The organism is Variovorax saccharolyticus, from assembly GCF_030316765.1.
GTDB classification, from domain to species: domain Bacteria; phylum Pseudomonadota; class Gammaproteobacteria; order Burkholderiales; family Burkholderiaceae_C; genus Variovorax; species Variovorax saccharolyticus.
This window is the reverse complement of sequence record NZ_JASZYT010000001.1, coordinates 401,385-426,458: the sequence shown is the minus strand read 5'-3', so window position 1 is coordinate 426,458 and position 25,074 is coordinate 401,385. Positions and strand designations below refer to the sequence as shown.

At 68.8% G+C, this 25,074-nt stretch carries 30 protein-coding genes; 15 read left to right on the top strand and 15 right to left on the bottom strand.

The window, feature by feature from the left end; all coding sequences use genetic code 11:
- Positions 1 to 37: 37 nt before the first annotated feature.
- Positions 38 to 541, bottom strand: a complete 504-nt coding sequence (locus QTI45_RS02165; protein WP_286653352.1) for a hypothetical protein — start codon at positions 539 to 541, stop codon at positions 38 to 40.
- Positions 531 to 1,670, bottom strand: a complete 1,140-nt coding sequence (locus QTI45_RS02160; RefSeq protein WP_286653351.1) for a JmjC domain-containing protein — start codon at positions 1,668 to 1,670, stop codon at positions 531 to 533. Before QTI45_RS02160 ends, QTI45_RS02165 begins: the two co-directional genes overlap by 11 nt.
- A gap of 14 nt (positions 1,671 to 1,684) precedes the next feature.
- Between QTI45_RS02160 and QTI45_RS02155 the strand changes: the two genes are divergently transcribed.
- Entirely contained in the window at positions 1,685 to 2,209 is a 525-nt protein-coding gene (locus tag QTI45_RS02155; protein WP_286653350.1) for an FKBP-type peptidyl-prolyl cis-trans isomerase, read from the top strand.
- 66 nt (positions 2,210 to 2,275) lie between these two features.
- On the opposite strand, the gene QTI45_RS02150 is transcribed toward QTI45_RS02155, so the two are convergent.
- The 3 genes from QTI45_RS02150 to coaBC form a co-directional block, all read right to left on the bottom strand.
- Positions 2,276 to 2,770 carry an outer membrane lipoprotein gene (locus QTI45_RS02150; RefSeq protein ID WP_286653349.1) on the bottom strand — a complete coding sequence of 165 codons (495 nt, stop codon included), beginning with the start codon at positions 2,768 to 2,770 and terminating at the stop codon, positions 2,276 to 2,278.
- 204 nt (positions 2,771 to 2,974) lie between these two features.
- Positions 2,975 to 3,421 (bottom strand): dUTP diphosphatase, encoded by a 447-nt coding sequence (dut, locus tag QTI45_RS02145; RefSeq protein ID WP_286367114.1) that lies wholly within the window; start codon positions 3,419 to 3,421, stop codon positions 2,975 to 2,977.
- A gap of 38 nt (positions 3,422 to 3,459) precedes the next feature.
- Entirely contained in the window at positions 3,460 to 4,689 is a 1,230-nt protein-coding gene (gene coaBC, locus QTI45_RS02140; RefSeq protein ID WP_286367113.1) for a bifunctional phosphopantothenoylcysteine decarboxylase/phosphopantothenate--cysteine ligase CoaBC, read from the bottom strand.
- A gap of 188 nt (positions 4,690 to 4,877) precedes the next feature.
- Between coaBC and pyrG the strand changes: the two genes are divergently transcribed.
- From pyrG to QTI45_RS02095, 9 genes are all read left to right on the top strand, one after another.
- Positions 4,878 to 6,548 carry a CTP synthase gene (pyrG, locus tag QTI45_RS02135; protein ID WP_286367112.1) on the top strand — a complete coding sequence of 557 codons (1,671 nt, stop codon included), beginning with the start codon at positions 4,878 to 4,880 and terminating at the stop codon, positions 6,546 to 6,548.
- Positions 6,545 to 7,402, top strand: coding sequence for a 3-deoxy-8-phosphooctulonate synthase (gene kdsA / locus QTI45_RS02130; RefSeq protein ID WP_286653348.1), 858 nt, complete (start codon positions 6,545 to 6,547; stop codon positions 7,400 to 7,402). Before pyrG ends, kdsA begins: the two co-directional genes overlap by 4 nt.
- Positions 7,399 to 7,689, top strand: coding sequence for a DUF1330 domain-containing protein (locus tag QTI45_RS02125; protein ID WP_286367110.1), 291 nt, complete (start codon positions 7,399 to 7,401; stop codon positions 7,687 to 7,689). The genes kdsA and QTI45_RS02125 overlap by 4 nt, the downstream gene beginning before the upstream one ends.
- Before the next feature lie 19 nt (positions 7,690 to 7,708).
- A complete protein-coding gene (gene eno / locus QTI45_RS02120) occupies positions 7,709 to 8,992 on the top strand; it encodes a phosphopyruvate hydratase (protein ID WP_286653347.1) in 1,284 nt (427 codons plus the stop codon).
- Between the two features lie 21 nt (positions 8,993 to 9,013).
- Positions 9,014 to 9,289: a cell division protein FtsB gene (gene ftsB, locus QTI45_RS02115; protein ID WP_286367108.1), complete on the top strand. Its 276-nt coding sequence runs from the start codon at positions 9,014 to 9,016 to the stop codon at positions 9,287 to 9,289.
- 8 nt (positions 9,290 to 9,297) lie between these two features.
- Positions 9,298 to 9,798 (top strand): hypothetical protein, encoded by a 501-nt coding sequence (locus QTI45_RS02110; protein ID WP_286653346.1) that lies wholly within the window; start codon positions 9,298 to 9,300, stop codon positions 9,796 to 9,798.
- Entirely contained in the window at positions 9,795 to 10,790 is a 996-nt protein-coding gene (locus QTI45_RS02105) for a hypothetical protein (RefSeq protein WP_286653345.1), read from the top strand. The genes QTI45_RS02110 and QTI45_RS02105 overlap by 4 nt, the downstream gene beginning before the upstream one ends.
- Positions 10,787 to 11,377 carry an NADPH-dependent FMN reductase gene (locus tag QTI45_RS02100; protein ID WP_286653344.1) on the top strand — a complete coding sequence of 197 codons (591 nt, stop codon included), beginning with the start codon at positions 10,787 to 10,789 and terminating at the stop codon, positions 11,375 to 11,377. Before QTI45_RS02105 ends, QTI45_RS02100 begins: the two co-directional genes overlap by 4 nt.
- Positions 11,378 to 11,489: 112 nt before the next feature.
- Complete coding sequence (locus QTI45_RS02095) at positions 11,490 to 11,924, top strand: hypothetical protein (protein ID WP_286653343.1); 435 nt, start codon at positions 11,490 to 11,492, stop codon at positions 11,922 to 11,924.
- Between the two features lie 7 nt (positions 11,925 to 11,931).
- On the opposite strand, the gene hslO is transcribed toward QTI45_RS02095, so the two are convergent.
- Positions 11,932 to 12,930 carry an Hsp33 family molecular chaperone HslO gene (hslO, locus tag QTI45_RS02090; RefSeq protein WP_286367103.1) on the bottom strand — a complete coding sequence of 333 codons (999 nt, stop codon included), beginning with the start codon at positions 12,928 to 12,930 and terminating at the stop codon, positions 11,932 to 11,934.
- The gene (locus QTI45_RS02085) at positions 12,931 to 13,455 is read right to left on the bottom strand and encodes a gamma carbonic anhydrase family protein (RefSeq protein ID WP_286367102.1); all 525 of its coding nucleotides are present in this window, start codon (positions 13,453 to 13,455) and stop codon (positions 12,931 to 12,933) included.
- Between the two features lie 39 nt (positions 13,456 to 13,494).
- Here QTI45_RS02085 and QTI45_RS02080 point away from each other — a divergent pair, with 39 nt between their 5' ends.
- Positions 13,495 to 14,298, top strand: a complete 804-nt coding sequence (locus QTI45_RS02080; protein ID WP_286653342.1) for a ferritin-like domain-containing protein — start codon at positions 13,495 to 13,497, stop codon at positions 14,296 to 14,298.
- An 8-nt stretch (positions 14,299 to 14,306) separates the two neighbouring features.
- Here QTI45_RS02080 and QTI45_RS02075 read toward each other — a convergent pair whose 3' ends face one another.
- From QTI45_RS02075 to QTI45_RS02050, 6 genes are all read right to left on the bottom strand, one after another.
- Positions 14,307 to 14,774: a MaoC family dehydratase gene (locus QTI45_RS02075; protein ID WP_286367100.1), complete on the bottom strand. Its 468-nt coding sequence runs from the start codon at positions 14,772 to 14,774 to the stop codon at positions 14,307 to 14,309.
- Between the two features lie 32 nt (positions 14,775 to 14,806).
- Positions 14,807 to 15,940: a thiolase family protein gene (locus tag QTI45_RS02070; RefSeq protein WP_286653341.1), complete on the bottom strand. Its 1,134-nt coding sequence runs from the start codon at positions 15,938 to 15,940 to the stop codon at positions 14,807 to 14,809.
- An 89-nt stretch (positions 15,941 to 16,029) separates the two neighbouring features.
- Positions 16,030 to 16,593 (bottom strand): TetR/AcrR family transcriptional regulator, encoded by a 564-nt coding sequence (locus tag QTI45_RS02065; RefSeq protein ID WP_286653340.1) that lies wholly within the window; start codon positions 16,591 to 16,593, stop codon positions 16,030 to 16,032.
- 42 nt (positions 16,594 to 16,635) lie between these two features.
- Positions 16,636 to 17,607: a Bug family tripartite tricarboxylate transporter substrate binding protein gene (locus QTI45_RS02060; protein ID WP_286653339.1), complete on the bottom strand. Its 972-nt coding sequence runs from the start codon at positions 17,605 to 17,607 to the stop codon at positions 16,636 to 16,638.
- 73 nt (positions 17,608 to 17,680) lie between these two features.
- The gene (gene xerD, locus QTI45_RS02055; RefSeq protein WP_286367096.1) at positions 17,681 to 18,595 is read right to left on the bottom strand and encodes a site-specific tyrosine recombinase XerD; all 915 of its coding nucleotides are present in this window, start codon (positions 18,593 to 18,595) and stop codon (positions 17,681 to 17,683) included.
- 67 nt (positions 18,596 to 18,662) lie between these two features.
- Positions 18,663 to 19,637 carry a tripartite tricarboxylate transporter substrate binding protein BugE gene (locus QTI45_RS02050; RefSeq protein ID WP_286367095.1) on the bottom strand — a complete coding sequence of 325 codons (975 nt, stop codon included), beginning with the start codon at positions 19,635 to 19,637 and terminating at the stop codon, positions 18,663 to 18,665.
- Positions 19,638 to 19,739: 102 nt separating this feature from the next.
- Between QTI45_RS02050 and QTI45_RS02045 the strand changes: the two genes are divergently transcribed.
- Entirely contained in the window at positions 19,740 to 20,645 is a 906-nt protein-coding gene (locus QTI45_RS02045; protein ID WP_286653338.1) for an AEC family transporter, read from the top strand.
- A gap of 19 nt (positions 20,646 to 20,664) precedes the next feature.
- Positions 20,665 to 21,099, top strand: coding sequence for a hypothetical protein (locus tag QTI45_RS02040; RefSeq protein ID WP_286653337.1), 435 nt, complete (start codon positions 20,665 to 20,667; stop codon positions 21,097 to 21,099).
- On the opposite strand, the gene queG is transcribed toward QTI45_RS02040, so the two are convergent.
- The gene (gene queG / locus QTI45_RS02035) at positions 21,086 to 22,156 is read right to left on the bottom strand and encodes a tRNA epoxyqueuosine(34) reductase QueG (protein ID WP_286653336.1); all 1,071 of its coding nucleotides are present in this window, start codon (positions 22,154 to 22,156) and stop codon (positions 21,086 to 21,088) included. The genes QTI45_RS02040 and queG overlap by 14 nt on opposite strands.
- On the opposite strand from queG, the gene tsaE reads away from it, so the two are divergent.
- Positions 22,142 to 22,639 carry a tRNA (adenosine(37)-N6)-threonylcarbamoyltransferase complex ATPase subunit type 1 TsaE gene (tsaE, locus tag QTI45_RS02030; protein WP_286367091.1) on the top strand — a complete coding sequence of 166 codons (498 nt, stop codon included), beginning with the start codon at positions 22,142 to 22,144 and terminating at the stop codon, positions 22,637 to 22,639. The genes queG and tsaE overlap by 15 nt on opposite strands.
- Positions 22,636 to 24,075 carry an N-acetylmuramoyl-L-alanine amidase gene (locus tag QTI45_RS02025; protein WP_286367090.1) on the top strand — a complete coding sequence of 480 codons (1,440 nt, stop codon included), beginning with the start codon at positions 22,636 to 22,638 and terminating at the stop codon, positions 24,073 to 24,075. The genes tsaE and QTI45_RS02025 overlap by 4 nt, the downstream gene beginning before the upstream one ends.
- Before the next feature lies 1 nt (position 24,076).
- On the opposite strand, the gene QTI45_RS02020 is transcribed toward QTI45_RS02025, so the two are convergent.
- Positions 24,077 to 25,045: a Bug family tripartite tricarboxylate transporter substrate binding protein gene (locus tag QTI45_RS02020; protein ID WP_286653335.1), complete on the bottom strand. Its 969-nt coding sequence runs from the start codon at positions 25,043 to 25,045 to the stop codon at positions 24,077 to 24,079.
- Positions 25,046 to 25,074 lie beyond the last annotated feature (29 nt).

The following is a 25,074-nucleotide window of genomic DNA, read 5'->3' as shown; positions in this document are numbered from 1 at the left end:
TCTCGCGCACTGTCGCGGTGCGATTCGCGGCATTGGCTTACAAGCCCAGCGTGCTGGCCGGAAATGCAGGCCGCGCATGGCGCAGGCATTCGTCGATGCGCTCGCGCAACGCACGCCGTCCTTCCGGGGCGCGGCCGCAAACGCCTCGCCCATGCTCGACGTCGATGCGATGCAGGAACCAGCCCGGCGTCCAGATCGCGCTCGGCACCTGCGGCAGGCCGGGTCCGTGGCAGGCACGGGCATCGACGATGTGGCTCCACATGCGGCGCCAGTGCACGAAGCGCGCGTGTTCACGCGCGAAGACATCGAAACGCTGCGCCAGCAGCACGAGGCTGCGTCCGGCCGCTGACCAGGCCTGCAGGGCCTCGACGGTCGCACGCTCGCCCAGGGGCCAGTCGAGGAAGTCCGGATCCGACAGCACGATCTCGCGCCAGTTCTGAGCCGCCGCGGCGTCGAGCGCCGCACGCAGGTGCGCATGGAAGGCCTGGCGGCCCTCGAAAGCGCCCTCGGGCAGGCCGACGGCTGCAGCGTCATCCGGCATGCAGCCACCCCGCTTCGCACCAGTCGGCCAGCAGCGCGAGCGCGTCTTCGCTGGCGCCGGCGAGTTCGCGTGCGCCGAGCATGCGCTGGTCCGCCAGCCGCCGCATCAAGGTGGCGTCGCGGCCGCCGGCGCGGAAACTCTCGCCGTTGATGTAGACGTGGCGGGCGTCGTAGAGCATGCGCGTGCGGCGATCCAGCGCCACCTCGTTCCAGCGCTCGGGCATTTCGCCGGCATCGAACCAGACCGTCGGCTTGGGCTCGGTCATCGACTCGCCGAGCGCGCGGTCGATCACCTCGCCGTCGCGCACGGCGGCTAGCACCGCTTCGCGCGCGAAGGCCTGCAGCGCCGGCGGCATCGCGGCCGGCGTCGCGAGCGCCGCCTGGGCCGGGTCGCGATAGTGCACCGCGGCGCGCACCGGTTCGTCCTGGAGCGCATCGGCATGCGCCTCGGCGATGCGCGCCAGCAGGTCGGCGCCGAGCGGCGCGGCCGCTGGAGAGCGCAGGCCGATCGAGCAGGTCATGCAATCCCCGCCGACCGCCACGCCGTCGTGCGCATAGCGCGGCGGCAGATAGAGCATGTCGCCAGGTTCGAGCACGAAGCTCTGCTCGGCCTCGAAGTTCGCGAGGATCTTGAGCGGAACGCCGGGCTGCAGGCTGAGGTCGCGCTGCTTGCCGATCGACCAGCGCCGCCGCCCCTGCGCCTGCAGCAGGAAGACGTCGTAGCTGTCGAAATGCGGGCCGACACCGCCGCTGTCGCTGGCATAGCTGATCATGAGATCGTCGAGCCGTGCATCGGGCACGAAACGGAACTGTTGCAACAGTTCGTGAACGCCCTGATCATGCAGGTCGACGCCCTGCACCAGCAGGGTCCAGCCGGGCTGGTGCAGGCCCGGCAGCGCGCGGCGCGCGAAGGGACCGTGCTTCAGGGTCCAGCCGGACTTGCGATGGCGGATCAGCCGCGACTCGACGTCCTCGCGCGCAGCGAGGTCGAACAGCGCCGGCCGCGCGATCGGTGGCACCATGCCGGGCACGGCCTGGCGAACGAGAAGCGGTTTCTTCTGCCAGTGGCGGCGCATGAACTGGCGGGCGCTGAGGCCGCCGAGCAGCGGCAAGGGTCGATCAATCTCCATGGGAGAATTGTGCGATGGAAATCACTGAACAATGCGTGGTCGGCCTGACCTGGACAATCAAAGACACGTTGGGCGAGGTCCTTGACGTACTCGACGACCCGGTGGAGTTCCTGGTCGGCGGCGAAGACCTCTTCGATGCCATCGAGGCCGTCCTGCTCGGCCACGAGCCCGGCGCCCGCGTGCAACTGCAACTCGAGCCCGAACAGGCCTTCGGCGACTTCAACGACCAGCTGCTCTTCCTCGAGCCGCGCTCGCTGTTCCCGGCCGAGACCGAGGAAGGCATGACCTTCGACGGCTCCGCACTGCCCAATGGCGTGAACCCCGACATGCCCAAGGATGTGCTCTACACCGTCAGCGAGATCTATCCCGAGCACCTGGTGCTGGACGGCAACCATCCGCTGGCGGGCATCGCGATCCGGCTCGACATGACGGTGAAATCGGTGCGCGAGGCGACCGAGGAAGAGGTCGGCCGCGGTTCCGCGGGGACGGGTTTCTTCAAGGTGCCGGCCACCGCGCCGGGCAACGACCTGCTGCACTGACCCTGCGCTTCGCGCAGGCCAAAAAAAGCCGGGCCCCGCCCGGCTTTTTCACGGGTCGCGCAAGGATCAGAAGCGCGAGATCTGGCCGTTGTCGATGCGCACGCGATCGCCGATGCGCAGGTCGCCCGGGCTCGGCACGTCGAAGGCGCGGTAGCCGCCGTTGTCGGTCTGAACCGACACCCGGTAGCTCTCATAGACGCGCGGCGCGTTGTTGCGGCCTTCGATGGCGTTGCCCAGCAGCGCACCGCCCACCACGCCGGCCACGGTGGCCGCCGTGCGGCCGCTGCCGCCGCCGATCTGGTTGCCCAGCAGGCCACCCACCACGCCGCCGGCCACGGCACCGCCGCCGCTGGTGCCGGTGCCCGCGCTTTCGCTGCGCAGAACCTCGATGTTCGCCACCCGGCCGTATTCGACATAGGCGCCCTGCTGCGGCATCGGCTGTACCGGCTGGTAGGGATAGCGGCTGGTCTGGTAGACCGGCGCGGGCGCGACGCAGGCGGTCAGCGCGGCAAGTGCCAGCACGCAGGCGCTGACGGAAACGAAACGAGTCGGGATCTTCATGGTGTTCTGCTCCTCAATGACGGCGCGCCCTTTGGCCGCCGAACAGGTGTTCAACGCGGCACACGCGCGCTGGATGACCTGGAAACGATGGTGGTCGATTCGACAGCAAAGACCATCGCCGGTTCCGGTCTTTACGTGTGAGCAACATATTCACATCGCTGAAGGCGCCGGCCTACAGGCCGGTCGGCCAGTCCGGCAGGCGAATCAATGCTTGCCGGTGGAGCCGTAGCCGCCCTCGCCGCGTTCGCTGGGCGGAAACTCGGCCACCACGTTGAAGCGCGCCTGCACCACCGGCACGATCACGAGCTGGGCCAGCCGCTCCATCGGCTGCAGCACGAAGGGCGTGTCGCTGCGGTTCCAGGCGCTGATCTTGAGCTCGCCCTGGTAGTCCGAATCGATCAGGCCGACCAGGTTGCCGAGCACGATGCCGTGCTTGTGGCCCAGCCCCGAGCGCGGCAGGATCATCGCCGCGAAGCCCGGGTCGGCCAGGTGGATGGCGATGCCGGTGCCCACCAGCTGCCAGCCGTTGGGCTCCAGCGTGATGGGTGCGTCGAGGCAGGCCCGGAGGTCCAGTCCGGCGCTGCCGGGCGTGGCATAGGCAGGCAGTTGGTCCTGCATGCGGGGATCGAGGATGCGAACGTCTACTTTCAATTCGTGTGACCTGTTGCGTGGGATGGAAACGAGCCGGCTCAGCGCGAGCCGGCGGAAGGAATGCGGGCCGCGATCTCGGCCACCAGGTCGCGCGCCAGGCTGAGCTTGGGCGCGCGCGGCAGCTCGCGCACGCCGTGGGCATCGACCAGCAGCAGGCTGTTGTCGTCCTGGCCGAAGGTCAGCGGGCCGATGTTGCCGACCAGGAGCGGAATGCCCTTGCGCTCGCGCTTGGCCTTGGCATGGGCTTCGAGATTCTCGCTCTCGGCCGCGAAGCCGACGCAGAACAGCTGGCCGGCCTTGGCGCGGGCGCCCTGGGCGACGGTCAGCAGGATGTCGTCGTTCTCGACGAACTCCAGCACCGGCGGCTTGCCGCTGCCGTCCTTCTTGATCTTCTGCTCGCTGTGCGAAGCCGGGCGCCAGTCGGCGACCGCCGCCGTGGCGATGAAGATGGAAGCCGATCGGGTGGCTTGCAGGGTGGCTTCGAGCATGTCCCGGGCCGACAGCACGTCGACCCGCCGGACGCCGCGCGGCGTCGGCAGGTGCACAGGCCCGGCCACCAGCGTGACTTCGGCGCCGGCATCCCGCGCGGCGCGGGCGATCGAGAAGCCCATTTTGCCGGACGAATGGTTGGTGATGCCGCGGATCGGATCGAGTGCCTCGAAGGTCGGCCCGGCCGTCACGACCACATGCCGGCCGGCCAGCACCTTGGGCTGGAACTGGGCGATCACCTCCTCGAGCAGCTGCTGCGCCTCGAGCATGCGGCCGTCGCCGGTCTCGCCGCAGGCCTGCCAGCCGTTGCCGACGCCCAGCACGCGGGCGCCGTCGGCATCGACCTGGCGCAGGTTGCGCTGGGTCGCCGGGTGGATCCACATCTCGCGGTTCATGGCGGGCGCGATCAGGAGCGGCACCCGCTCGGCCGGCCGCGCCAGGCACAGCAGGCTCAGCAGTTCGTCGGAGCGGCCCTGCACCAGCCGGGCGATGAAATCGGCACTGGCCGGCGCCAGCAGGATCGCATCGGCCTCGCGGCTCAGGTTGATGTGCGGCATGTTGTTGGGCTCGCGCGCATCCCACTGCGAGCCGTACACCGGGCGGCCCGAGAGCGCCTGCATCGTCACCGGGGTGATGAACTGCTCGGCCGCCTCGGTCATGACCACCTGCACCGTGGCGCCGGCCTTGACCAGCAGCCGGCACAACTCGGCCGACTTGTAGCAGGCGATGCCCCCCGTGAGGCCCAGGACGATGTGTTTGCCGCCAAGTTCTTGTTGCATCGGCAGAGTTTAAGGCGCCAAGGCTCAAGGCCAGAGGGCCGCCGCGCCGGGCCGCCCCAAGCGGCCGGCCCGCCCCCCGGTCGGGGGGAGGGCTTGCCGACACGAAGTGCGGCAAGCCTTCGGGGGGCGAGCAGTGCCGCGCCTATAATCGACATTTCCCACTTCCCGGATCTGCGTCCGGAACTGGCATGACCAAATTCGTCTTCGTCACCGGCGGTGTGGTGTCTTCCCTGGGCAAGGGAATCGCCTCCGCCTCGCTCGCCGCCATCCTTGAATCCCGCGGCCTCAAAGTCACCCTCATCAAGCTCGATCCGTACATCAATGTCGACCCCGGCACGATGTCGCCGTTCCAGCATGGCGAGGTGTTCGTCACCGACGACGGTGCCGAGACCGACCTCGACCTCGGCCACTACGAGCGCTTCATCACGACGCGCATGCGCCGTGCCAACAATTTCACCACCGGCCAGATCTACAAGTCCGTGCTCGAGAAAGAGCGCCGCGGCGACTACCTCGGCAAGACGGTGCAGGTGATCCCGCACATCACCAACGAGATCCAGGAATACGTCAAGCGCGGCGCCGGCATCGGCACCGCCCACGAGGTCGATGTCGCGATCGTCGAGATCGGCGGCACGGTCGGCGACATCGAGTCGCTGCCCTTCCTCGAGGCGGTGCGCCAGATGAGCCTGCGCATGGGCCCGAACAACTCGGCCTTCGTGCACCTGAGCTACGTGCCGTGGATCGCCGCGGCCGGCGAGCTCAAGACCAAGCCGACCCAGCACACGGCCAAGGAACTGCGCGCCATCGGCATCCAGGCCGACGCCCTGCTGTGCCGCGCCGACCGGCCGATCCCCGACGACGAGCGGGCCAAGATCTCGCTGTTCTCGAACGTGCCCGAATGGGGCGTGATCTCGATGTGGGACGTCGACACCATCTACAAGGTGCCGCGCATGCTGCACGAGCAGGGCCTCGACGGGCTGATCTGCGACAAGCTGCGCATCAACACGCCGCCGGCCAAGCTCACCCGCTGGGACGACCTGGTGTACGAGGTCGAGCATCCCCAGAAGGAAGTCACGATCGCCATGGTCGGCAAGTACGTCGACCTGTCCGACAGCTACAAGTCGCTCAACGAGGCGCTGCGTCACGCCGGCATGAAGAACCATGCGCGCGTGAAGATCGACTACATCGACTCCGAAACCATCACGCGCGAGGACGTGGCCCGGCTCGGCAAGTACGACGCCGTGCTGGTTCCCGGCGGCTTCGGCCAGCGCGGCGTCGAGGGCAAGATCGCGGCGGCGCGCTTCGCCCGCGAGACCAAGGTGCCCTACCTCGGCATCTGCCTGGGCATGCAGGTCGCGACCATCGAGTACGCCCGCAACGTGGCCGGCCTCAAGAATGCCAACAGCACCGAGTTCGATCCCGAGACGCCGACCCCCGTGATCGCGCTGATCACCGAGTGGAAAGACGCCGACGGCACGGTCAAGACCCGCGACGAGAAGTCCGACCTCGGCGGCACCATGCGCCTGGGCGCGCAGAGCTCCGATGTCTCGCCCGGCACGCTGGCTCACAGCATCTACGGCGACGTCGTGACCGAGCGGCACCGCCATCGCTACGAAGCCAACGTCAACTACCTGGACGAACTGCGCCGTGCCGGCCTGGTGATCTCGGCCCTGACGCAGCGCGAGCACCTGACCGAGATCGTCGAACTGCCGCAGAGCGTGCATCCGTGGTTCATGGGCGTGCAGTTCCACCCCGAATTCAAGTCCACGCCTTGGAGTGGTCATCCGTTGTTCAACGCATTCATCAAGGCGGCGCTCGAGCATCAGGGCGCGGACAAGAAGGCATTGAAGGTGGTTGCATGAAACTCTGCGGATTCGACATCGGGCTGAAGCAACCGTTTTTCCTGATCGCGGGACCCTGCGTCGTCGAGTCCGAGCAGCTTCAGATGGACACCGCCGGCGCGCTGAAGGAGATCACCTCCTCGCTCGGCATCCCCTTCATCTTCAAGAGCAGCTTCGACAAGGCCAACCGCTCGTCGGGCACCAGCTTCCGCGGCCCGGGCCGCGACAAGGGCCTCGAGATTCTGGCCAAGGTCAAGCGCGAGCTCGGCCTGCCGGTGCTGACCGACGTCCACAACGAAGAAGACATCACGGCGGCGGCGAAGGTGGTCGATGTTCTTCAGACGCCGGCCTTCCTGTGCCGCCAGACCGACTTCATCCGCGCCGTGGCGCAGTCGGGCAAGCCGGTCAACATCAAGAAGGGCCAGTTCCTCGCGCCGCACGACATGAAGAACGTGATCGACAAGGCGCGCGCGGCGGCGAAGGAAAAGGGCCTGCCCGAAGACAGCTTCATGGCCTGCGAACGCGGCGCCAGCTTCGGCTACAACAACCTGGTCTCCGACATGCGCTCGCTGGCGATCATGCGCGAGACCGGCGCCCCCGTGGTGTTCGACGCCACGCACTCGGTGCAGCTGCCGGGCGGCCAGGGCACCAGCTCGGGCGGCCAGCGCGAGATGGTGCCGGTGCTGTCGCGCGCCGCGGTCGCGGTCGGCGTGGCGGGACTCTTCATGGAAACCCATCCGGATCCCGCCAAGGCCTTGAGCGACGGCCCCAACGCCGTGCCGCTCAAGCACATGAAGGCGCTGCTCGAGACGCTGGTGGCGCTCGACACGGTCGCCAAGAAGAACGCTTTCCTGGAAGACGTATTCAACCAATGACCAGTGCCTACATCATCGCCAACGTCGAGGTCACCAACCCGGCGCAGTACGAGGACTACAAGAAGTGGTCCTCCGAAGCCATGAAGGTCCATGGCGCCGAAGTCTGCGTGCGCGGCGGCCAGGTCGAGGTGCTCGAGGGCGACTGGCACCCCCAGCGCATCGTGATCCTCAAGTTCCCGAGCGTGGAACAAGCGAAGAAATTCAACGACTCGCCCGAGTACGGCAAGGCGCGCGCGGCGCGCCAGGGCGCGGCGGTCATGCGAATGATCGTCGTCGAAGGTATTTGATCCTGAAGAAAGAGCAAAGATGAGTGCAATCGTAGACATCGTCGGCCGCGAAATCCTCGACAGCCGCGGCAATCCCACCGTCGAATGCGACGTGCTGCTCGAATCGGGCACCATGGGCCGCGCCGCCGTGCCCTCGGGCGCCTCGACCGGTTCGCGCGAAGCCATCGAGCTGCGCGACGGCGACAAGGGCCGCTACCTGGGCAAGGGAGTGCTCAAGGCGGTCGAGAACATCAACACCGAGATCTCCGAGTCGGTGCTCGGCCTCGACGCCAGCGAGCAGGCCTTCCTGGACCGCACGCTGCTCGACCTCGACGGCACCGAGAACAAGGCCCGCCTGGGCGCCAACGCCACCCTCGCGGTGTCGATGGCCGTGGCCCGCGCCGCGGCCGAAGAGTCGGGCCTGCCGCTGTACCGCTACTTCGGAGGCATGGGCGGCATGCAGCTGCCGGTGCCGATGATGAACGTCATCAACGGCGGCGCCCACGCCAACAACAGCCTCGACCTGCAGGAGTTCATGATCATCCCCGTGGGCGCCAAGAGCTTCCGCGAATCGGTGCGCTACGGCGCCGAGGTGTTCCATGCGCTCAAGAAGATCCTCGGCGACCGCGGCATCAGCACGGCCGTGGGCGACGAAGGCGGCTTCGCGCCCAGCGTCGAGAGCCATGAGGCGGCCATCCAGCTGATCCTCGAGGCCATCGACAAGGCCGGGTACGTGGCCGGCGAGCAGATCGCCCTGGGCCTGGACTGCGCCGCCAGCGAGTTCTACAAGGACGGCAAGTACGTGCTGTCCGGCGAGAACCTCAGCCTCACGGCCGAGAGCTGGACCGACATGCTGGCGAGCTGGGTCGACAAGTACCCGATCATCAGCATCGAGGACGGCATGCACGAAGGCGACTGGGACGGCTGGAAGCACCTGACCGAGCGCCTCGGCAAGCGCGTGCAGCTGGTCGGCGACGACCTGTTCGTCACCAACACCAAGATCCTGCAAGAGGGCATCGACAAGGGCATCGCCAACTCGATCCTGATCAAGATCAACCAGATCGGCACCCTGACCGAGACCTTCGCGGCGATCGAGATGGCCAAGCGCGCCGGCTACACCGCCGTGATCAGCCACCGCTCGGGCGAGACCGAAGACAGCACCATCGCCGACATCGCGGTCGGCACCAATGCCGGCCAGATCAAGACCGGCTCGCTGTCGCGCTCGGACCGCATCGCCAAGTACAACCAGCTGCTGCGCATCGAGGAAGACCTCGGCGACGTCGCTTTCTACCCGGGCCGCGGCGCCTTCTACAACCTGCGCTAGTCCTCGCGCGGATCCGGCGCCATGCGCTCACGCATCGTCCCGATCATCCTGGTCCTGTTGCTGCTGATTCTCCAGTGGCAGCTCTGGACCGGGCGCGGCAGCGTGCGCGACGTCGCGCAGCTCCAGGAGAAGCTGGCCGACCAGAAGGAGGCCAACGCCAAGGCGGCGATCGGCAACGAGCGCCTGTCCTCCGAGGTCAACGACCTCAAGGAAGGACTCGAGATGGTCGAGGAACGGGCCCGCCAGGAGCTCGGGATGGTCAAGCCCAACGAAGTGTTCGTGCAGATCACGCGCTGAGGGCGGCCATGAGGCAAGCCCTTCCCGCTGGCAGCACGGTCTCGGTGCTCGGCGCCGACGGCAGCGGCGCATCGACACTGGCCCGCGCGCTGGCGATCCGGCTGCAGGCCCGGCATGTGACCGTGCTGGACGACACCCCGCTGCGGCACGCGATCGATCGCGAGCTGAGGCAGGGCGATCGCTCCCTGCACGACGACGCACTGAATGCGCACCGACGCCACGCCTGCACGCTGCTCGTCGGGCTCGATGCGCGTGCCGACGCGCAGTGCGAACGCACCGACGCGCTGCTGCGCGCCGCGCTCGCAGGCGCCGGCCTTCCCTTCGCAGTGATCCATGGCCAGGGCGACGAGCGCCTGGCCAACGCACTGCGGGCGCTGGGCCTGGAAGCGCCCGAGGCTCCTCGCCGCATCGCGCCCTTCGACTGCGACAAGTGCTCCGACCCGGTTTGCGAGCACCGGCTCTTCACCGATCTGCTGCGCCGGCGCGTCGACGCCGGCAGCGCTTCATGATGGTCCGCCCCGCCTTCGTGCGCCGGGCCTGCTGCGCCGCCGCGGCCTGCTGGTTCGGCATCGCTGCCACCGCGGGGCCGGCCACCGTCAGCGTCGAGAACCAGACCCGGCCGACCGCCTGCGCCGAGGAGGACAACGTGTCGATGGTGCTGCGCGGCCGGGGCATCGCGCGCTTCCGCGTCGAGGCGCTGCAGCCGACCTACCTCGGCCGCATAGAGGTCGACCACACCGCACCCGATTTCTCGGGCTGCAATTTCGACGGCGCCAGCCACCCCACCGATCCGAGCCACGCCTTCGAGCCGCGCCGGGTGGTGCTGCACGAGGGCAAGGACTGGCTGATCGTCGGCATCACGCTGCCTACCTTCTGGCGTCCGCACCGGGTGCCGGTCAAGGTCGGCGCGCGCACCGAGGACGACATCCACCTGCTGCAGGTCTTCGCCAGGAAGCCCGGCGCCAAGCCGCGCGAAGCGCTGGTGCTGTATCCGGCCGACGGCTACTGGCGGCTCAAGCCCTTGCCGCCGGCGCGCTTCGGCGACGGCGTGTACGGCTCTTCGGTCCTCATGGGGCCGGTGGAGACGGACGGCCGGCCGGTGGTGAACATCGCCTCGATCGAGGTCCGGACGAATCCGCTCGCCTTGGTCCTGCGCTTCGCAGCCGGCGGCCGTGCCGACGTGAAAGTCGCCGAGATCAGCGAGGCCCGCACCGCGCTCGATGTGTGGCTGCGCCCTCCGACGCGCGGCGAGCGGCCCTTCGCGGTGCTGCGCTCGATGTATGTAGCCGCCGACAATGCCGACGTCGCCGAAGTGAGCTGGCGGGCCACGCCCTCCTCGCCCCCGCAGCGCAGGGACCTGCCTTCGGTGGCCCGGCTCGAGGCGGCGCAGCTGCGCTTCGGGCGCAGCGTGCCGTCGCGGCACAACACGAGCGCGCCGGACATCCGGTTCAGCGGGTTCGAGACGGACTCGGGGCCACGGCCCAAGGAGACTCTTCGATGAGCGACAGGATTCTGGTGTTCTACGGCTCGTACCGGTCGGACCGGATGGGCATCCGCCTCGCCGACTACCTGGTCGCCGGCCTCCGGGCGCGCGGCGCCGACGCCGAACTGATCGACGCCAAGGCGATCGGCCTGCCGATGCTCGACCGCATGTACAAGGAGTACCCCAAGGGCGGCGCGCCGGCCGGGCTGGAAGCCCTGGCGGAGAAAATCCGCGGCGCCGACGCCTTCGTCTTCGTGACCGGCGAATACAACTGGGGACCGCAACCCGGCCTGAAGAACCTGACCGACCATTTCCTGGAGGAATGGTTCTGGCGTCCCGCCGCCATCGCCAGCTATTCGGCCGGCCGTTTCTCCGGCGTGCGCGCGGGCACGGTGTGGCATTCCATCCTGTCGGAGATGGGCATGGTGGTGGTGTCCAGCACGCTGGCGGTCGGCCCGATCTCGCAGACGCTCGACGCCGGCGCCAGGCCGACCGGCGCCGCCGGCGAGGCGCTCGACCGTGCCTTCGGCCGCTTCGCCGACGACCTGGCCTGGTGGACCGAGGCGGCGCGAGCCCAGCGGGCGCGCAAGTCGCCGCCCTACTAACCGCGGCGACGCGCCTGCGGGCAGGTCACAAAACGTCACCAGGGTCCACCGGGCCGGTGCATGAAACGTTGAGAATGTCTCAGGCGCTTTCGCCCATCTTCCGGAGACATCCTTGAGCTTTCATCGCGCTGCGTTCGTCCAACGGTCCGGCTTGGCCGCCATCGCCGCAGCAGCCCTCTTGCTGGGCGCTGCCGCCCATGCCGAGGTGAACTTTTCGATCGGCGTCGGCGGCCCCGTCTACGAAGAGCCGCAACCGGTCTACGTGAACCCGCCGCCGGTGTATTACCAGCCGGCACCGCCCGTGTATTACCAGCCGGCGCCACCCGTCTACTACGCGCCGCCACCGCCGCCGGTCTATTACCGTCCGGCGCCGGGCTACTATCCGCCGCCGCCGCCGGTCAGCTACGGCCCGAACTACTACCAGGGCCAGCCCCAGGGACGTCCGCGGCTGAGCGACATGCAGCAGCGCGCCCTCGACAACTGCAGCCTGCTCGCGCCGCGCGAGCAAGGCCGCTGCCGCGCGACGGTGATGTCGACGACGCGCTGAGCGCGCGCTACTGGACCACCGCGCTGCCCGGCATCTGGTCGCCCGGCGCGGTGAAGATCTGCGCCGCATCGACGGCATCGAAGCGGTACTGCTTGCCGCAGAAATCGCAGCCGACCTCGATGTCGCCGCGCTCGGCGAGGATGCCCTCGGCCTCCTCCTGGCCAAGGCCTCGAATCATGTTCGCAACGCGGTTCCGGCCACAGGTGCAGGCGAACTGCGGGCCCAGCAGGCCGGCCTGCGGCTCGAAGCGCAGCAGCTTCTCTTCCCAGAACAGGCGCCTGAGGATGGTGTCGACATCGAGCGTCAGCAACTCGTCCCGGGTGAGGCTCGAAGCCAGGATCGAGATCCGGTTGTAGTCCTCGTTGCGGCCGATCTGGTCCTCGTTGGCCTGGTCGCGGTCGCTGGCCGAGCTGCCCTCGAGATTGCCCTCGCCCTTCACCGGCAGGCGCTGGATCAACAGGCCCGCCGCCACCTTGTCGTCGGCCGCCAGCACCAGGGTGGTGTCGAGCTGCTCGCTCTGCAGCATGTAGTGCTGCAGCACCTCGTTGAGGCGCTCGAGCTTCTCGCCGCGGTCACCGAACAGCGGAACCACGCCCTGGTAGGGCTGCTGGCCCGGCAGCTTGTCCTTGGGATCGAGCGTGATCGCGCAGCGGCCCTTGTTGCCGACATTGACCATCTCCGGCAGCCGGGCATCGGCCGGCAGCTCGCCCGCCACCTTGGCGGTGGCGCGCAGGCTCAGGTCGGGCCGGGCCTCGGCGACCGCGATCTTGACCGGCCCGTCGCCGAAGATCTGCAGGATCAGCGCGCCATTGAACTTGATGTTGGCCTGCATCAGCGTGGCCGCGGCCGTCATCTCGCCCAGCAGTTCGGCCACTGGTTGCGGATAGGCACCGGTGGCGGTGTTGGACGCGCGCCGCGCGAGGATCTCCTGCCAGGCGTCGGTCAGGCGAACGATCATGCCGCGCACCGGCATGCCGTCGAACAGGAACTTGTGCAACTCGGACATTCAAGCGATCTTTTTCAGGCCCTTCGCAAAGCGACGGGCGTTTCCAACATAGTGATCGGCGTTCAGCCGCAGCTTGGCGACGGCCGCCTCGTCGAGCGTGCGCACCACCTTGGCCGGCGAGCCGAAGATCAGCGAGTTGTCGGGGAATTCCTTTCCCTCGGTCACGACGCTGCCGGCGCCAACGATCGAATTGCGGCCGATCCTGGCGTTATTCAAGACCACCGCCTGGATTCCGATCAGCGTGTTGTCGCCGATCGTGCAGCCGTGCAGCATGACCTGGTGGCCGATGGTGACGTTGTCGCCGATCGTCAGCGGAACGCCGGCATCGGCATGCAGCATCGAGAGATCCTGGATGTTGGTGTTGCGGCCGATGCTGAGCTTGTCGGTGTCACCGCGCAGCACGACCCCGAACCAGACGCTGGCGTTCTCGCCCAGCACCACGTTGCCGATGACCTGTGCGCTGTCGGCGACCCAGGCGCCATCGCCGAGTTGCGGCGCCACGCCGTCGAGTTCATAGAGGGCCATCGCAGTGTCTCCAAAGGAACGAAAACTAGAATTGTAGGGATGCATCCCCGTCTTCGCGCCCTGGCCGCGCTGCGCCTCGCCGATCCCGAACTCAAGGTGGCCGCCACCCGGACGCTGGTCGCGGAACTCGGCCCGGACGCGATCGCCGGCCCCACGCTGCGCGTGGCCGGCGACGACGACGGCGTGCCGGGCCGGCCCGAGCGACCGCTGCGGGTGTCGGCGACCGCGGTCGAGAAGCGATCGCCCTTCACGCCCGAAGGCCGGGCGGCGCTGATCCATTCGATCTGCCACATCGAATTCAACGCCATCAACCTGGCGCTCGATGCCGCCTGGCGCTTCGACGGCATGCCCGAGGCCTACTACCGCGACTGGCTGCGCGTGGCCGACGAGGAAGCCCTGCACTTCACGCTGCTCCACGCCCACCTGCGCAGCATGGGCCACGCCTACGGCGACTTCAGCGGCCACGACGGCCTGTGGGCCATGTGCGAGAAGACCGGCGACGACATCGTGGCCCGGATGGCGCTGGTGCCGCGCACGCTGGAGGCGCGCGGGCTCGACGCGACGCCGCTGATCCAGGCCAAGCTGCGCCGCGTCGGCTCGCCCGATGCGCTGGCGGCCTGCGACATCCTCGACATCATCCTGCGCGACGAGGTCGGCCACGTGGCGATCGGCAACCGCTGGTACCGCTGGCTCTGCGAGCGCGACGGGCTCGATCCGATCGCCCACTACCGCGTGCTCTACCGCCGGCACGAGGCGCCACGCCTGCGGGCGCCCTTCAACCTCGAGGCCCGCGCCCTGGCCGGCTTCACCGCCGAGGAGCTGCTGAACCTGCAGCAGGGCTGAAGCGCCCGCTACGCAGGCCGCTTCGACACCACCAGCTTCGGCGAGAAGCGCTGCAGCACCTCGCCGCGCTGGTTGAGGGTCTCGCAGCGCATCAGCACCATGCCGCGCTCCGGACGCGAGCGCGAGGGAACGACTTCCACCACCTCGCTCTCCACATGCAGCACATCGCCCGGCCGGGTCGGCTTCGGCCAGCTGAGTTCCCCGCCCGAGCCGATCACGCCGTCGGCCAGCGGCATGCCGCTCTCGACCAGCAGCTTCATGGTGATCGCCGCCGTGTGCCAGCCGCTGGCCGCGAGGCCCTGGAAGAAGGTGCGCTGCGCCGCCTCCGGGTCCAGGTGGAAGGGCTGGGGGTCGAAGCGGGTCGCGAAATCGATGATCTGCGCCGCGTCCAGCGCATGCTCGCCGCTCGTGAAGCGATCGCCGGGCGCGAGGTCTTCGAGGTACAGCTTCGGCGTCGAGGGGCTGGATTCGGGCATGGCGATTTCCGCGGTGGTTGAATGCGCCATTGTCAGACGCGCTCGAGGATCGTCGCAATCCCCTGTCCGCCGCCGATGCACTGCGTGGCAAGCGCATAACGTCCGTTCTCGCGCACCAGCAGGGAAGCCGCCTTGCCCGTGATGCGCGCGCCGGTGGCGCCCAGAGGATGGCCGATCGCCAGGCCGCCGCCATCGAGATTGACCTTCGCCGGATCGAGCCCCAGCTCGCGGATGCAGGCCAGCGCCTGCGACGAGAAGGCCTCGTTGATCTCGATCACGTCGAGGTCGGCCACCGTGAGGCTGGCGCGCGCCAGCGCCTTGCGCGTGGCCGGGATCGGCCCGATGCCCATCACGGCGGGATCGACACCCACCGAGGCGAAAGACTTGATGCGGGCCAGGGCCTGCAGGCCGTGGCGGGCGGCAAACGCATCGCTGGTGACCAGCAGCGCCGCGGCGCCGTCCGTCAGCGGCGAGGAGGTGCCGGCAGTCACCACACCATCCGGCCGGAACGCGGGCCGCAGCGCCGCCAGGGCGTCGGCCGACGTGGCGGGGCGGATGCAGCCGTCGGCGCTCACGCGCCCGCCGTCGGGCAAGGCGACCGGGATGATCTCGTCGGCCAGCCGGCCCTGTTCGCGCGCCTCGGCCGCCTTGCGATGCGACTGCACCGCCAAGGCCTCCTGGTCGGCGCGGCTCACGTTCCAGCGCGCGGCGACGTTCTCCGCGGTCTCGCCCATCGAGATGTAGGCGTCAGTGCCGGCCAGCAGTTCGGGGTTGGGCGAGAAGTTGAAGCCGCCCTGCGGCACCATGGTCATCGATTCCACGCCGACGCACAGGAAGGCCTCGCCCATGCCGGCCTCGATCTGCGCCGCCGCGATGTGCACCGCCTGCATCGAAGAGCCGCAGAAGCGGTTCACCGTCATGCCGCCAACCTCGTGCGGCAGCCCCGCCAGCAGGCCCACGATGCGCGCCAGGTTGTTGCCTTGCGCCGCCTCGGGGTAGGCGCAGCCGAGGATCAGGTCCTCGATCAGGGCCGGGTCGAGGTCGCTGCGCTTCAGCAGGCCGCCGACCACCTGCGCGGCCAGCGTGTCGGGGCGCAGCTCGGCCAAGGCGCCCTTCTTCGCGAAGTGGAACGGGGAACGTGCATATCCGGTGATGACGGCCTTCATGGGTCTTGCTCCAATTGACTACCAACCAATAGGTAGTTTTAGTTTGCCAAAAAATGGCACGCCAGGCGTGCCGCGGAAAGCTGCGCGACTCAGCGCGCGAGCGAAAGATTCAGTTGCTCGATGGCCTCGTCGAAATCCTCGACCTGCCCGGTCATGCGCGCCGACAGCAGCGCGCCCTGGCAGGCGGCGAAGACATAGGCGGCGCTCGCACCGACCTCGCCAGCGGGCATCAGGGCGCCGAGCACGCCGCCCAGCCACAGGATCTGCGTGTTTCGCAGGTCGCGCACGGCGCGCCGCAGGTCCTCGTCGATGCAATCCCAGCCTGGCGCCAGTGCGCCCGCGGGGCAGACGCCGGCACCCGCATGCAAGCCGTTGCGGTACATCCGGAAGTAGGACTCGAGCGCGGCCCCGGGCGCCCGCGGCTTGGCAGCGGTCCAGTCCTTGAAGGCCTGGGTCGCCTCGCGCAGCACTTCGATGCCGAGCGCTTCCTTGGTCGGGAAGTGGTGATAGAGGCTGGCCTTGCGGATGCCGACCTGGTCGGCCACGTCCTGGAAGCTGAAGCCCAGATAGGAACGGGTCTGGATCAGTTCGCGCGCCACCCGCAGGATCTGCTCGCGGGTGGTGGCGCCGGCCAGGGTGTTGGCTGCAATCATCTACCTACTATAAGGTAGGGTGATCCGGAAATCAAGCCGACATCAATCGGCCTTGATGCCGGCCGCCTTCACGATCCGCCCATTGTTCTCATACTCGCTCGCGATCTCGGCGGCGAAGGCATCGGCCTTGCCTCCGGTCGGCACGTTGTCGGTGGCCAGCAGCTTGGCGCGCAGGTCGGGACTGGCCAGCGCCTTGTTGATCTCGACGTTGTACTTCTCGATCAGGATCGCCGGCGTGCCGGCCGGCGCGAAGACGCCGAACTGCGACGACAGGTTGGCCGCCGGGAAACCGAGTTCGGCCAGCGTGGCGACCTTGGGCAGGCTCTCGAGGCGCGCCGGCGCCCCGACCGCCAGCGGCCGCAGCTTGCCGGCCTGGATCTGGGCCGAGACGGTCGGCCCCGCGTTGGTGGACAGCACCTCGAACTGGCCGCCGAGCGCGTCGTTGAGCTGCTGGCCGCCGCCCTTGTACGGGATGTGCGTGATGTCGACCTTGGCGGCGGAACGCAGCTCCTCGAGCACGATGTGGCCGAGCGAGGCCTGGCCCGAGGTGGCCCAGCGCACCGCGCCGGGGCGGGCGCGGGCATCGTCGAGCAGGCTGCGCAGGTCGCGCGTGCCGGTCGCCGGCGTTGCCATCAGCAGCACCGGCGAATACATCACGCTGGCGACCGGCGCGATGTCCTTCAAGGGATCGAAGGGCGAACGCCCCAGATGCGGATTCAGCACCAGCGGGCTGGCCGAGAAGCCCAGCGTGGCGCCGTCGGGCGCCGCCTTGGCCACCGCGTCCATGCCGATGGTGCCGCTCGCGCCGGCCTTGTTCTCGACCACCAGCGTGCTGCCCAGCTGCGCGGCCAGCTTGTCGGCCAGCGCCCGCGCCACCACGTCGCTGACACCGCCGGACGGATAGGCCACCACGAGGCGGATGGTCTTGGGCACCACCTGCGCCGACGCGGTGGCGCTCAGCAGGACGAGGCCGAGCGCGGCGGCAAGGGAACGGGGGCGGACGGTCAAGGGCATCGATGCGGCTCCTGCTTTGTGCTTTGAAATGTCGATGCGGGCATTCTGCCGCCGCCGGCGCCTCGCGGGGAGTTCAGCCCCTGGGATGATGCTTGGCGTGCATCTGCTTGAGCCGCTCGCGGGCCACATGGGTGTAGATCGTGGTGGTCGAGATGTCGGCATGGCCCAGCAGCAACTGCACCGCGCGCAGGTCGGCGCCATGGTTCAGCAGATGGGTCGCGAAGGCGTGGCGCAGCGTGTGCGGCGACAGCGGCACGTGGATGCCCGCCGCCAGCGCGTTCTTCTTGACGATGATCCAGAACATCACGCGGGTCATGCCGGCGCCGCGCGCGGTCACGAACAGGTCGGGCGTCTGCTGGCCATCGAGGATCAGCGGGCGGGCCTCCTCGAGGTAGCGCTCGATCCAGCGCCGCGCCTCGCCGCCGAAAGGGACCAGCCGCTCCTTGCTGCCCTTGCCGAGCACCCGCAGCACGCCGTCGTTGAGGCTCATGTCGAAGACCTTGAGCGCGACCAGTTCGCTGACCCGCAGGCCGCTCGCATACATCAGCTCGAGCATCGCGCGGTCGCGCAGGCCCAGCGGCGTCTCGACCTCGGGCGCACCCAGCAGGTCGTCGACCTGCTTCTCCGACAGGGTCTTGATCGCGCGCGGCATCTGCCGCGCCGGCGCCAGGCGCAGGCTCGGGTCGGCGGCGATGCGGTGCTCGCGCAGGGCCCAGCGGTAGTAGCGCTTGAACACCGTGAGCCGGCGGTTGGCCGAGGTCGCCTTGCCCTTGTCCGACAGGCGCGCGCCCATGTAGGCCTGCAGGTCGCTCTCGAGCGCGGCGTTCAGCGGCTTGCTGCGCTTGGCGTGCAGCCACTGGGCGAACAGCGCGAGATCGCGGCGGTAGGCCGCCAGCGTGTTCTTCGACAGGCCGTCCTCGAGCCACAGCGCGTCGACGAAATCGTCGATCTCGGGAGTCTCGGGTGGAGCGTCGGTGGCCTCTGTCATGCCTTGCAAGATAGCAAAAAGAAAAGCCGCCCCGAACCGGGGCGGCTGCTCGCTCGCTTGAACGTGTTCAGTCCAGCTTCAGCTTCTGCTTCGCCACGACCTGCTTGTAGACCTCGTACTCGGCCTTGATCTGGGCCGCGAACTGCTCGGGCGTGTTGGCCACGACCAGCGAACCGGTGTCCTCGATGCGCTTGCGCACCGCCGGGTCCTCGACCGACTTCTTGACGCCGGCGTTGACCTTGTCGACCACTTCCTTCGGCAGGCCCTTGGGGCCCAGGATGCCGTAGTAGGCCATGCGGTTGACCGGTTCCAGGCCGACCTCCTTGAAGGTCGGCACGTTCGGCAGCGCGGCCAGGCGCTGCGGCGCCGACACCACGATCGGCACCAGCTTGCCGGTCTGGATGAAGGGCAGCGCCGACGGGATGTTGTCGAACATGATCGCCACCTGTCCGGCCACCACGTCGTTGAGCGCCGGTCCGGCGCCGCGGTACGGGATGTGGGTCACGAAGGTGTTGGTCAGGCTCTTGTACAGCTCCATCAGCAGGTGGCCGATGCCGCCGGTGCCCGAAGAGGCGTACGAGTACTTGCCCGGGTTCTTCTTGAGTTCGGCGACGAACTCGGCGTAGTTCTTGGCCGGGAAGCTCGGGTGCACCGCGATGATGTTCGGCGTCGCCGCGATGTTCACGATCGGCGTGAAGTCGTTGATCGGATCGTAGGGCACCTTGGGGTTGATGGCCGGGTTGGCGGCGGTGCTCGACACCGTGGCGACGCCGAGCTTGTAGCCGTCGGGTGCGGCCCGCGCGGTCTCGGCGGCGCCGACGATGCCGCCGCCGCCGGCCTTGTTGATCACGACCACGCTCTGCCCCAGCGCCTTGCCGAGCGGCTCGGAAATGACGCGCGCGACGATGTCCGTGGTACCGCCGGGTGCGAACGGCACCTGCAGTTCCACCGGCCTGTTGGGGTAAGCCTGCGCCCAGCTGGAACCTGCGACCGCACACAGCGCGGCAGCGCCTGCGAGCGCACTCCATTGACGACGATGCATTGATAGCCTCCTTGGGCCGATTGTCAAAAGTGCGGATGCTAACGGCTGGCGCCGGTCGCGACCACGTGGATAACCCATGTCGGGGACGGATATCCTCGACGCGTGAACTATGCCCAGCTCCTCTTCCCCGACTTCTCCCTCATCGCCTGCGGCTGGCTGCTATGCCGCTACACCCCACTGGACCGCCGGGTCTGGGACCAGGTCGAGAGCCTGGTGTACTACTTCCTTTTTCCGGTGCTGCTGTTCCACTCGATCGTGCGCAGCCCGCTCGACTTCGGCGCGACCTCGAACCTGCTGACCGCGGGTGTCGGCGTCGGGCTGTGCGGCATCGCGCTGGCCTACGCCCTGCCCTTCCTGCCGCTCGTCGGGCCGCACATCGATCGCCGGGACCACGCGGCCAGCGCGCAGATCGCGTTCCGCTTCAACTCCTTCATCTGCCTGGCGCTGGCCGACCGGGTCGCCGGGCCCGAGGGCCTGCTGATGATCGCGGTGCTGATCGGCGTCTGCGTGCCGATGTTCAACATCGCCGCGGTCTGGCCCATGACGCGCCACGCGCAGACCGGCCTGGCGCGCCAGCTGCTGCGCAATCCGCTGATCATCGCCACCGTGTCCGGCCTCGTCGCCAACCTGCTCGGCCTCCGCGTGCCGGGCTGGCTCGAGCCGACGCTGATCCGCATCGGCGCCGCATCGCTGGCGCTCGGCCTGATGGCTGCAGGTGCCGGCATGCAGTTCGCGACCATCGCACGCGGCAAGGTGCTGGCGGTGTCGGTGCTGACGATCAGGCACCTGCTGCTGCCGCTGATCGGATGGGGCCTCGCGGTGGTGCTGCAGCTGCACCCGGCCCAGGCCGCGGTGCTGCTGACCTTCGCGGCGGTCCCGACCGCGTCCAGCGCCTACGTGCTGGCGGCCCGCATGGGCTACAACGGACCCTATGTCGCGGGACTTGTGACGCTGTCGACGCTGCTGGGCGTCGCCAGCCTGCCCTTCGCGCTGGCCTTGATTCGCTAGGACCCGCTAGGATCCACCGATGCGCTTTTCCCTGCTGGTCGCTGCCGCCGTATCGTCATCGACGATGGTCGCGCAGTCGCAGGCACAGGAGTACTTGCACTACCAGGGCGCCTGGAGCGGCTCGTTCCTGTTCTTCGTCACCCAGCAGGACACCGGCGCCCAGGGCCCCCCCGAGGTGTTCGCCGGCACCTTGCAGATCGAATTCGATGGCGCCGTCCGAGGCGCGGTGCCCGAGGCGGCCTGCACGCTGACCGGTTCGAGCATGGACTACATCACGCCGGCCAACGCCTCGATCGACCTGGTGGCGCGGGGCTGCCGGGACGCCCGCTTCAACGGCCACTTCGTCGGCAAGCTGATCAACAACCCGGTCTTGAAGTACGCATCGATCCGGCTCAGCTCGATGCGCTCACTGGACACCGGCACGGCCCAGATCTCGGCCATCATCCGGCGCTGACGGCCAGCGCCCATTCGACATGCTCGCGCACCAGCGCACTGGCGTCGGCCCGGCGCGTGGCCAGCGCCGCGCGAGCACCCGGATCGCCCGCGCGCAGCGCATTGCCCAGCGCCACCGCCACGTTGCGCAGCCAGCGCTCGTGGCCGATGCGGCGGATCGGGCTGCCCTCGGTGAAGCGCAGGAAGTCGGCTTCGGTCCAGGCGAACAGCTCGCCCAGCTGGCGGCCCGTGAGCCCGTCGCGGGCATCGAAGTCGGGCAGCGCGCTCTTCTTGGCGAACTTGTTCCAGGGGCACGCGAGCTGGCAGTCGTCGCAGCCATAGATGCGGTTGCCGATCAGCGGGCGCAGGTCCAGCGGGATCGCGCCGGCATGCTCGATCGTCAGGTAGGAGATGCAGCGCCGCGCATCGAGCCGATGCGGGGCGATGATCGCGCGCGTCGGGCAGATGTCGATGCAGGCGCTGCAGCTGCCGCAGTGCGGCGTCACCGGCTCGCTGGGCGGCAGCGCCATGTCGACATAAATCTCGCCGAGGAAGAACATCGAGCCGGCCTCGCGATCGAGCACCAGCGTGTGCTTGCCGCGCCAGCCCTGGCCGCTGCGCGAAGCCAGCTCGGCCTCGAGCACCGGCGCCGAATCGGTGAAGGCGCGATGGCCGAAGGGCCCGACCTCGGCGGCGATGCGTTCGGCCAGCTTCGCCAGCCGCGAGCGCAGCACCTTGTGATAGTCCCTGCCGCGGGCATAGAGCGAGACGATGCCCTCGCCGGGCCGCTCGAGCCGCGCGAACTCGACCGCCTGCCAGTCGTCCGGCGTGGCGCGGGGCAGGTAGTCCATGCGCGCCGTGATCACCGAGACCGTGCCCGGCACCAGCTCGGCCGGCCGCGCGCGGCGCGTGCCATGCGCGGCCATGTAGTGCATCTCGCCATGGAAGCCTTCGGCCAGCCATTGCATCAATCCGGCCTCTGCGCTGGACAGGTCGACACCGGCGATGCCGATTTGGGAGAATCCGAGCTCCCGGGCCAAGGCCTGAATCCTGTTGACGATTTGATGGCTGCCGATCACCTGCCGATTGTAGAAACGCACAGTGCGACCCAAGTCTGGCGCGACGAGGCCGATTGCGAGGCCCTGGCGCAGGCGCTGGCGCGCTCGCCGGCGCTGCGCGATGCCTTCATCGCGCTGCAGGGCGACCTCGGCGCCGGCAAGACCACCTTCGTTCGCCACCTGCTGCGCGCGCTCGGCATCGCAGGGCGCATCAAGAGCCCGACCTACGCGGTCGTCGAGCCGCACGAGGCGCCCGACGGACTGGCGATCTTCCACTTCGACTTCTATCGCTTCAGCGATCCGCGCGAATGGGAGGATGCCGGATTTCGTGACATCTTCGCGGGTCCGGGCCTCAAGTTGGCCGAGTGGCCCGAAAACGCCGCAGGGCGCATTCCGCTTGCCGACCTCGCTATTAAAATCGAAGCAATGACCGACGACACCCGCACCGTGACGCTGCGTGCCCCTACCGAGCGAGGCGCGCGCCTGCTCGCCGCCGCAGGATGAAGGCGACCGGACTGAAGCGCCGCGTGCTGCTGCAGGGCGGCAGCGTCGCGTTGCTGCTGGGCCTGCACGAGATCGCCCGTGGCGCCACCATCATGGCGGTGCGCGTGTGGCCGGCGGCCGACTACACCCGCGTCACGATCGAGTCCGACGGCCGGCTCGCCTCGCAGCAGCTGGTGGTCGGCAGCCCGCCGCGGCTGGCGGTGGACATCACCGGCATCGACCTCAACCCGGCGCTGCGCGAGCTGGTCGGCAAGATCAAGCCCGACGACCCTTTCATCAACGGGCTGCGCGTGGGCCAGTTCGCGCCCGGCGTGGTGCGCATCGTGTTCGACCTCAAGCAGGCGGTGGCGCCGCAGGTGTTCTCGCTGGCGCCGGTGGCGGCCTACCGCGACCGGCTGGTGCTCGACCTGTATCCGCAGCAGGCCATCGACCCGCTCGAGGCCCTGATCTCCGAACGCATGCGCGAGGCGCCCAGGGCGCCGGCCGCTTCGGCAGCCGCGCCGGCCGCAGGGGCGACCGATCCGCTCGGCGACCTGATGGCGCAGCAGGCCGCGCGGCCACCGGCCGGAGGCACGCCGCCGGTCTCGGTCAGCCAGGCCAACCGGCCATCGGCCCCGGTGGGGCCGCTGCCGATGCCGGCACCGCCGCCGGCCGGCCCGCCGCCGACTGCGCCCGCCGTGGCCAGCCGCGGCGCGACGCCGAGCCAGACCGACCGCATCATCATCGTCGCCCTCGATCCGGGCCACGGCGGCGAGGACCCCGGCGCGATCGGCTCGAACGGCACGCGCGAGAAAGACATCGTGCTTCAGATCGCGCACCGCCTGCGCACCCGCATCAACGCCAGCAGCGTCAACGGCAACCCGATGCGCGCCTACCTCACGCGCGACGCCGACTTCTTCGTGCCGCTGGGCGTGCGCGTGCAGAAGGCGCGCCGCGTGCAGGCCGACCTGTTCATCAGCATCCACGCCGATGCCTTCACCACGCCCGCCGCCCGCGGTGCGAGCGTCTTCGCGCTGAGCCAGGGCGGCGCCTCGAGCAGCGCCGCGAGATGGCTCGCCAACAAGGAGAACCAGGCCGACAAGGTCGGCGGCGTGAATGTCGGCAACCACGAGGTGCAGGTGCAGCGCGCGCTGCTCGACATGAGCACGACCGCGCAGATCAACGACAGCATGAAGCTCGGCGGCGCGATGCTCGGCGAGATCCGCGGCATCGGCGCGCGCCTGCACAAGCCGAACGTCGAACAGGCCGGCTTCGCGGTGCTGAAGGCACCGGACATCCCGAGCGTGCTGGTCGAGACCGCTTTCATCAGCAATCCCGAAGAAGAAGCCAAGCTGCGCAGCGTCGCCTACCAGGAAGACCTGGCAGACGCGCTGATGCGCGGCATCGAGCGCTACTTCGCGCAGAACCCGCCGCTGGCGCGCAGCCGGCAGCTGTAGGCTACTCGGCCTCGATCCCGGCCGCCTTCACGATGCGGCCCCATTTCTGCGATTCGCCGGCCTGGAACTTCGCCAGCTCCTCGGGCGAGCTGGTGAAGACCTCGGTGCCGGTGGGCTCGTAGAACGCGGCCTTCGCGGCATCGCTCCTGGCGGCCTTCACGAGCAGTTCGTTGAGCCGCTTGACCACGGCGGGCGAGGTCTTCGCCGGTGCATAGGCGGCGAACCAATAGCCCATCTCGTAGCCCTTGACGCCGGCCTCCGCGATGGTCGGCACATCGGGCGCCAGCGGCGAGCGCTTGGCGCTCGAGACCCCGAGCGCACGCAGCTTGCCGGCCTTGACCTGCGGCAGGCCGGTGGCGGTGTCGGTGATCATCATGTGGATCTGGCCGCCCAGCAGGTCGGTCACGGCCAGCGTGTTGCTCTTGTAGGGCACGTGCAGCAGCTGGATGCCGGCCATCTGCTGCAGCAGTTCGCCGGCCATGCGGCTCGACGAACTGCCGCTGCCGAAGCTGTACTTGCCCGGCTCCTTCTTGGCCAGCGCGACGAACTCGGCCACGGTCTTGGCCGGGAAGGCCGGGTTCACCACCATGATCTGCCCCCCCTTGCCCAGCGCGGCGACCGGCGCGTAGTCATTCACCGGGTCGTAGGGCAGCTTCTTGAAAAGATGTTCGTTGGCCGCGTGCGTGGTGTTGGTGGTGATCAGCACGGTGTAGCCGTCGGCGGCGGCCTTGGCGACCTGCTGCGAGGCGATGAAGCCGCTGGCGCCGGCCTTGTTGTCGATCACCACCGGCTGCTTCGTTTCGGCCGTGATGGCGTTGCCCAGCGCCCGTGCGATCTGGTCGGTCGCGGTGCCGGCCGCGAACGGAACGACGAAGGTGATCGGCTTTTCGGGAAAGGACTGGGCCAGGCCCGACAGCGGTGCAACAGCCAGAACGGCGGCGGCGATCAGGCCGAGGTGGAAGCTTTTCATTGTTGTCTCCGGGAAGTTGGAAGGTTTCA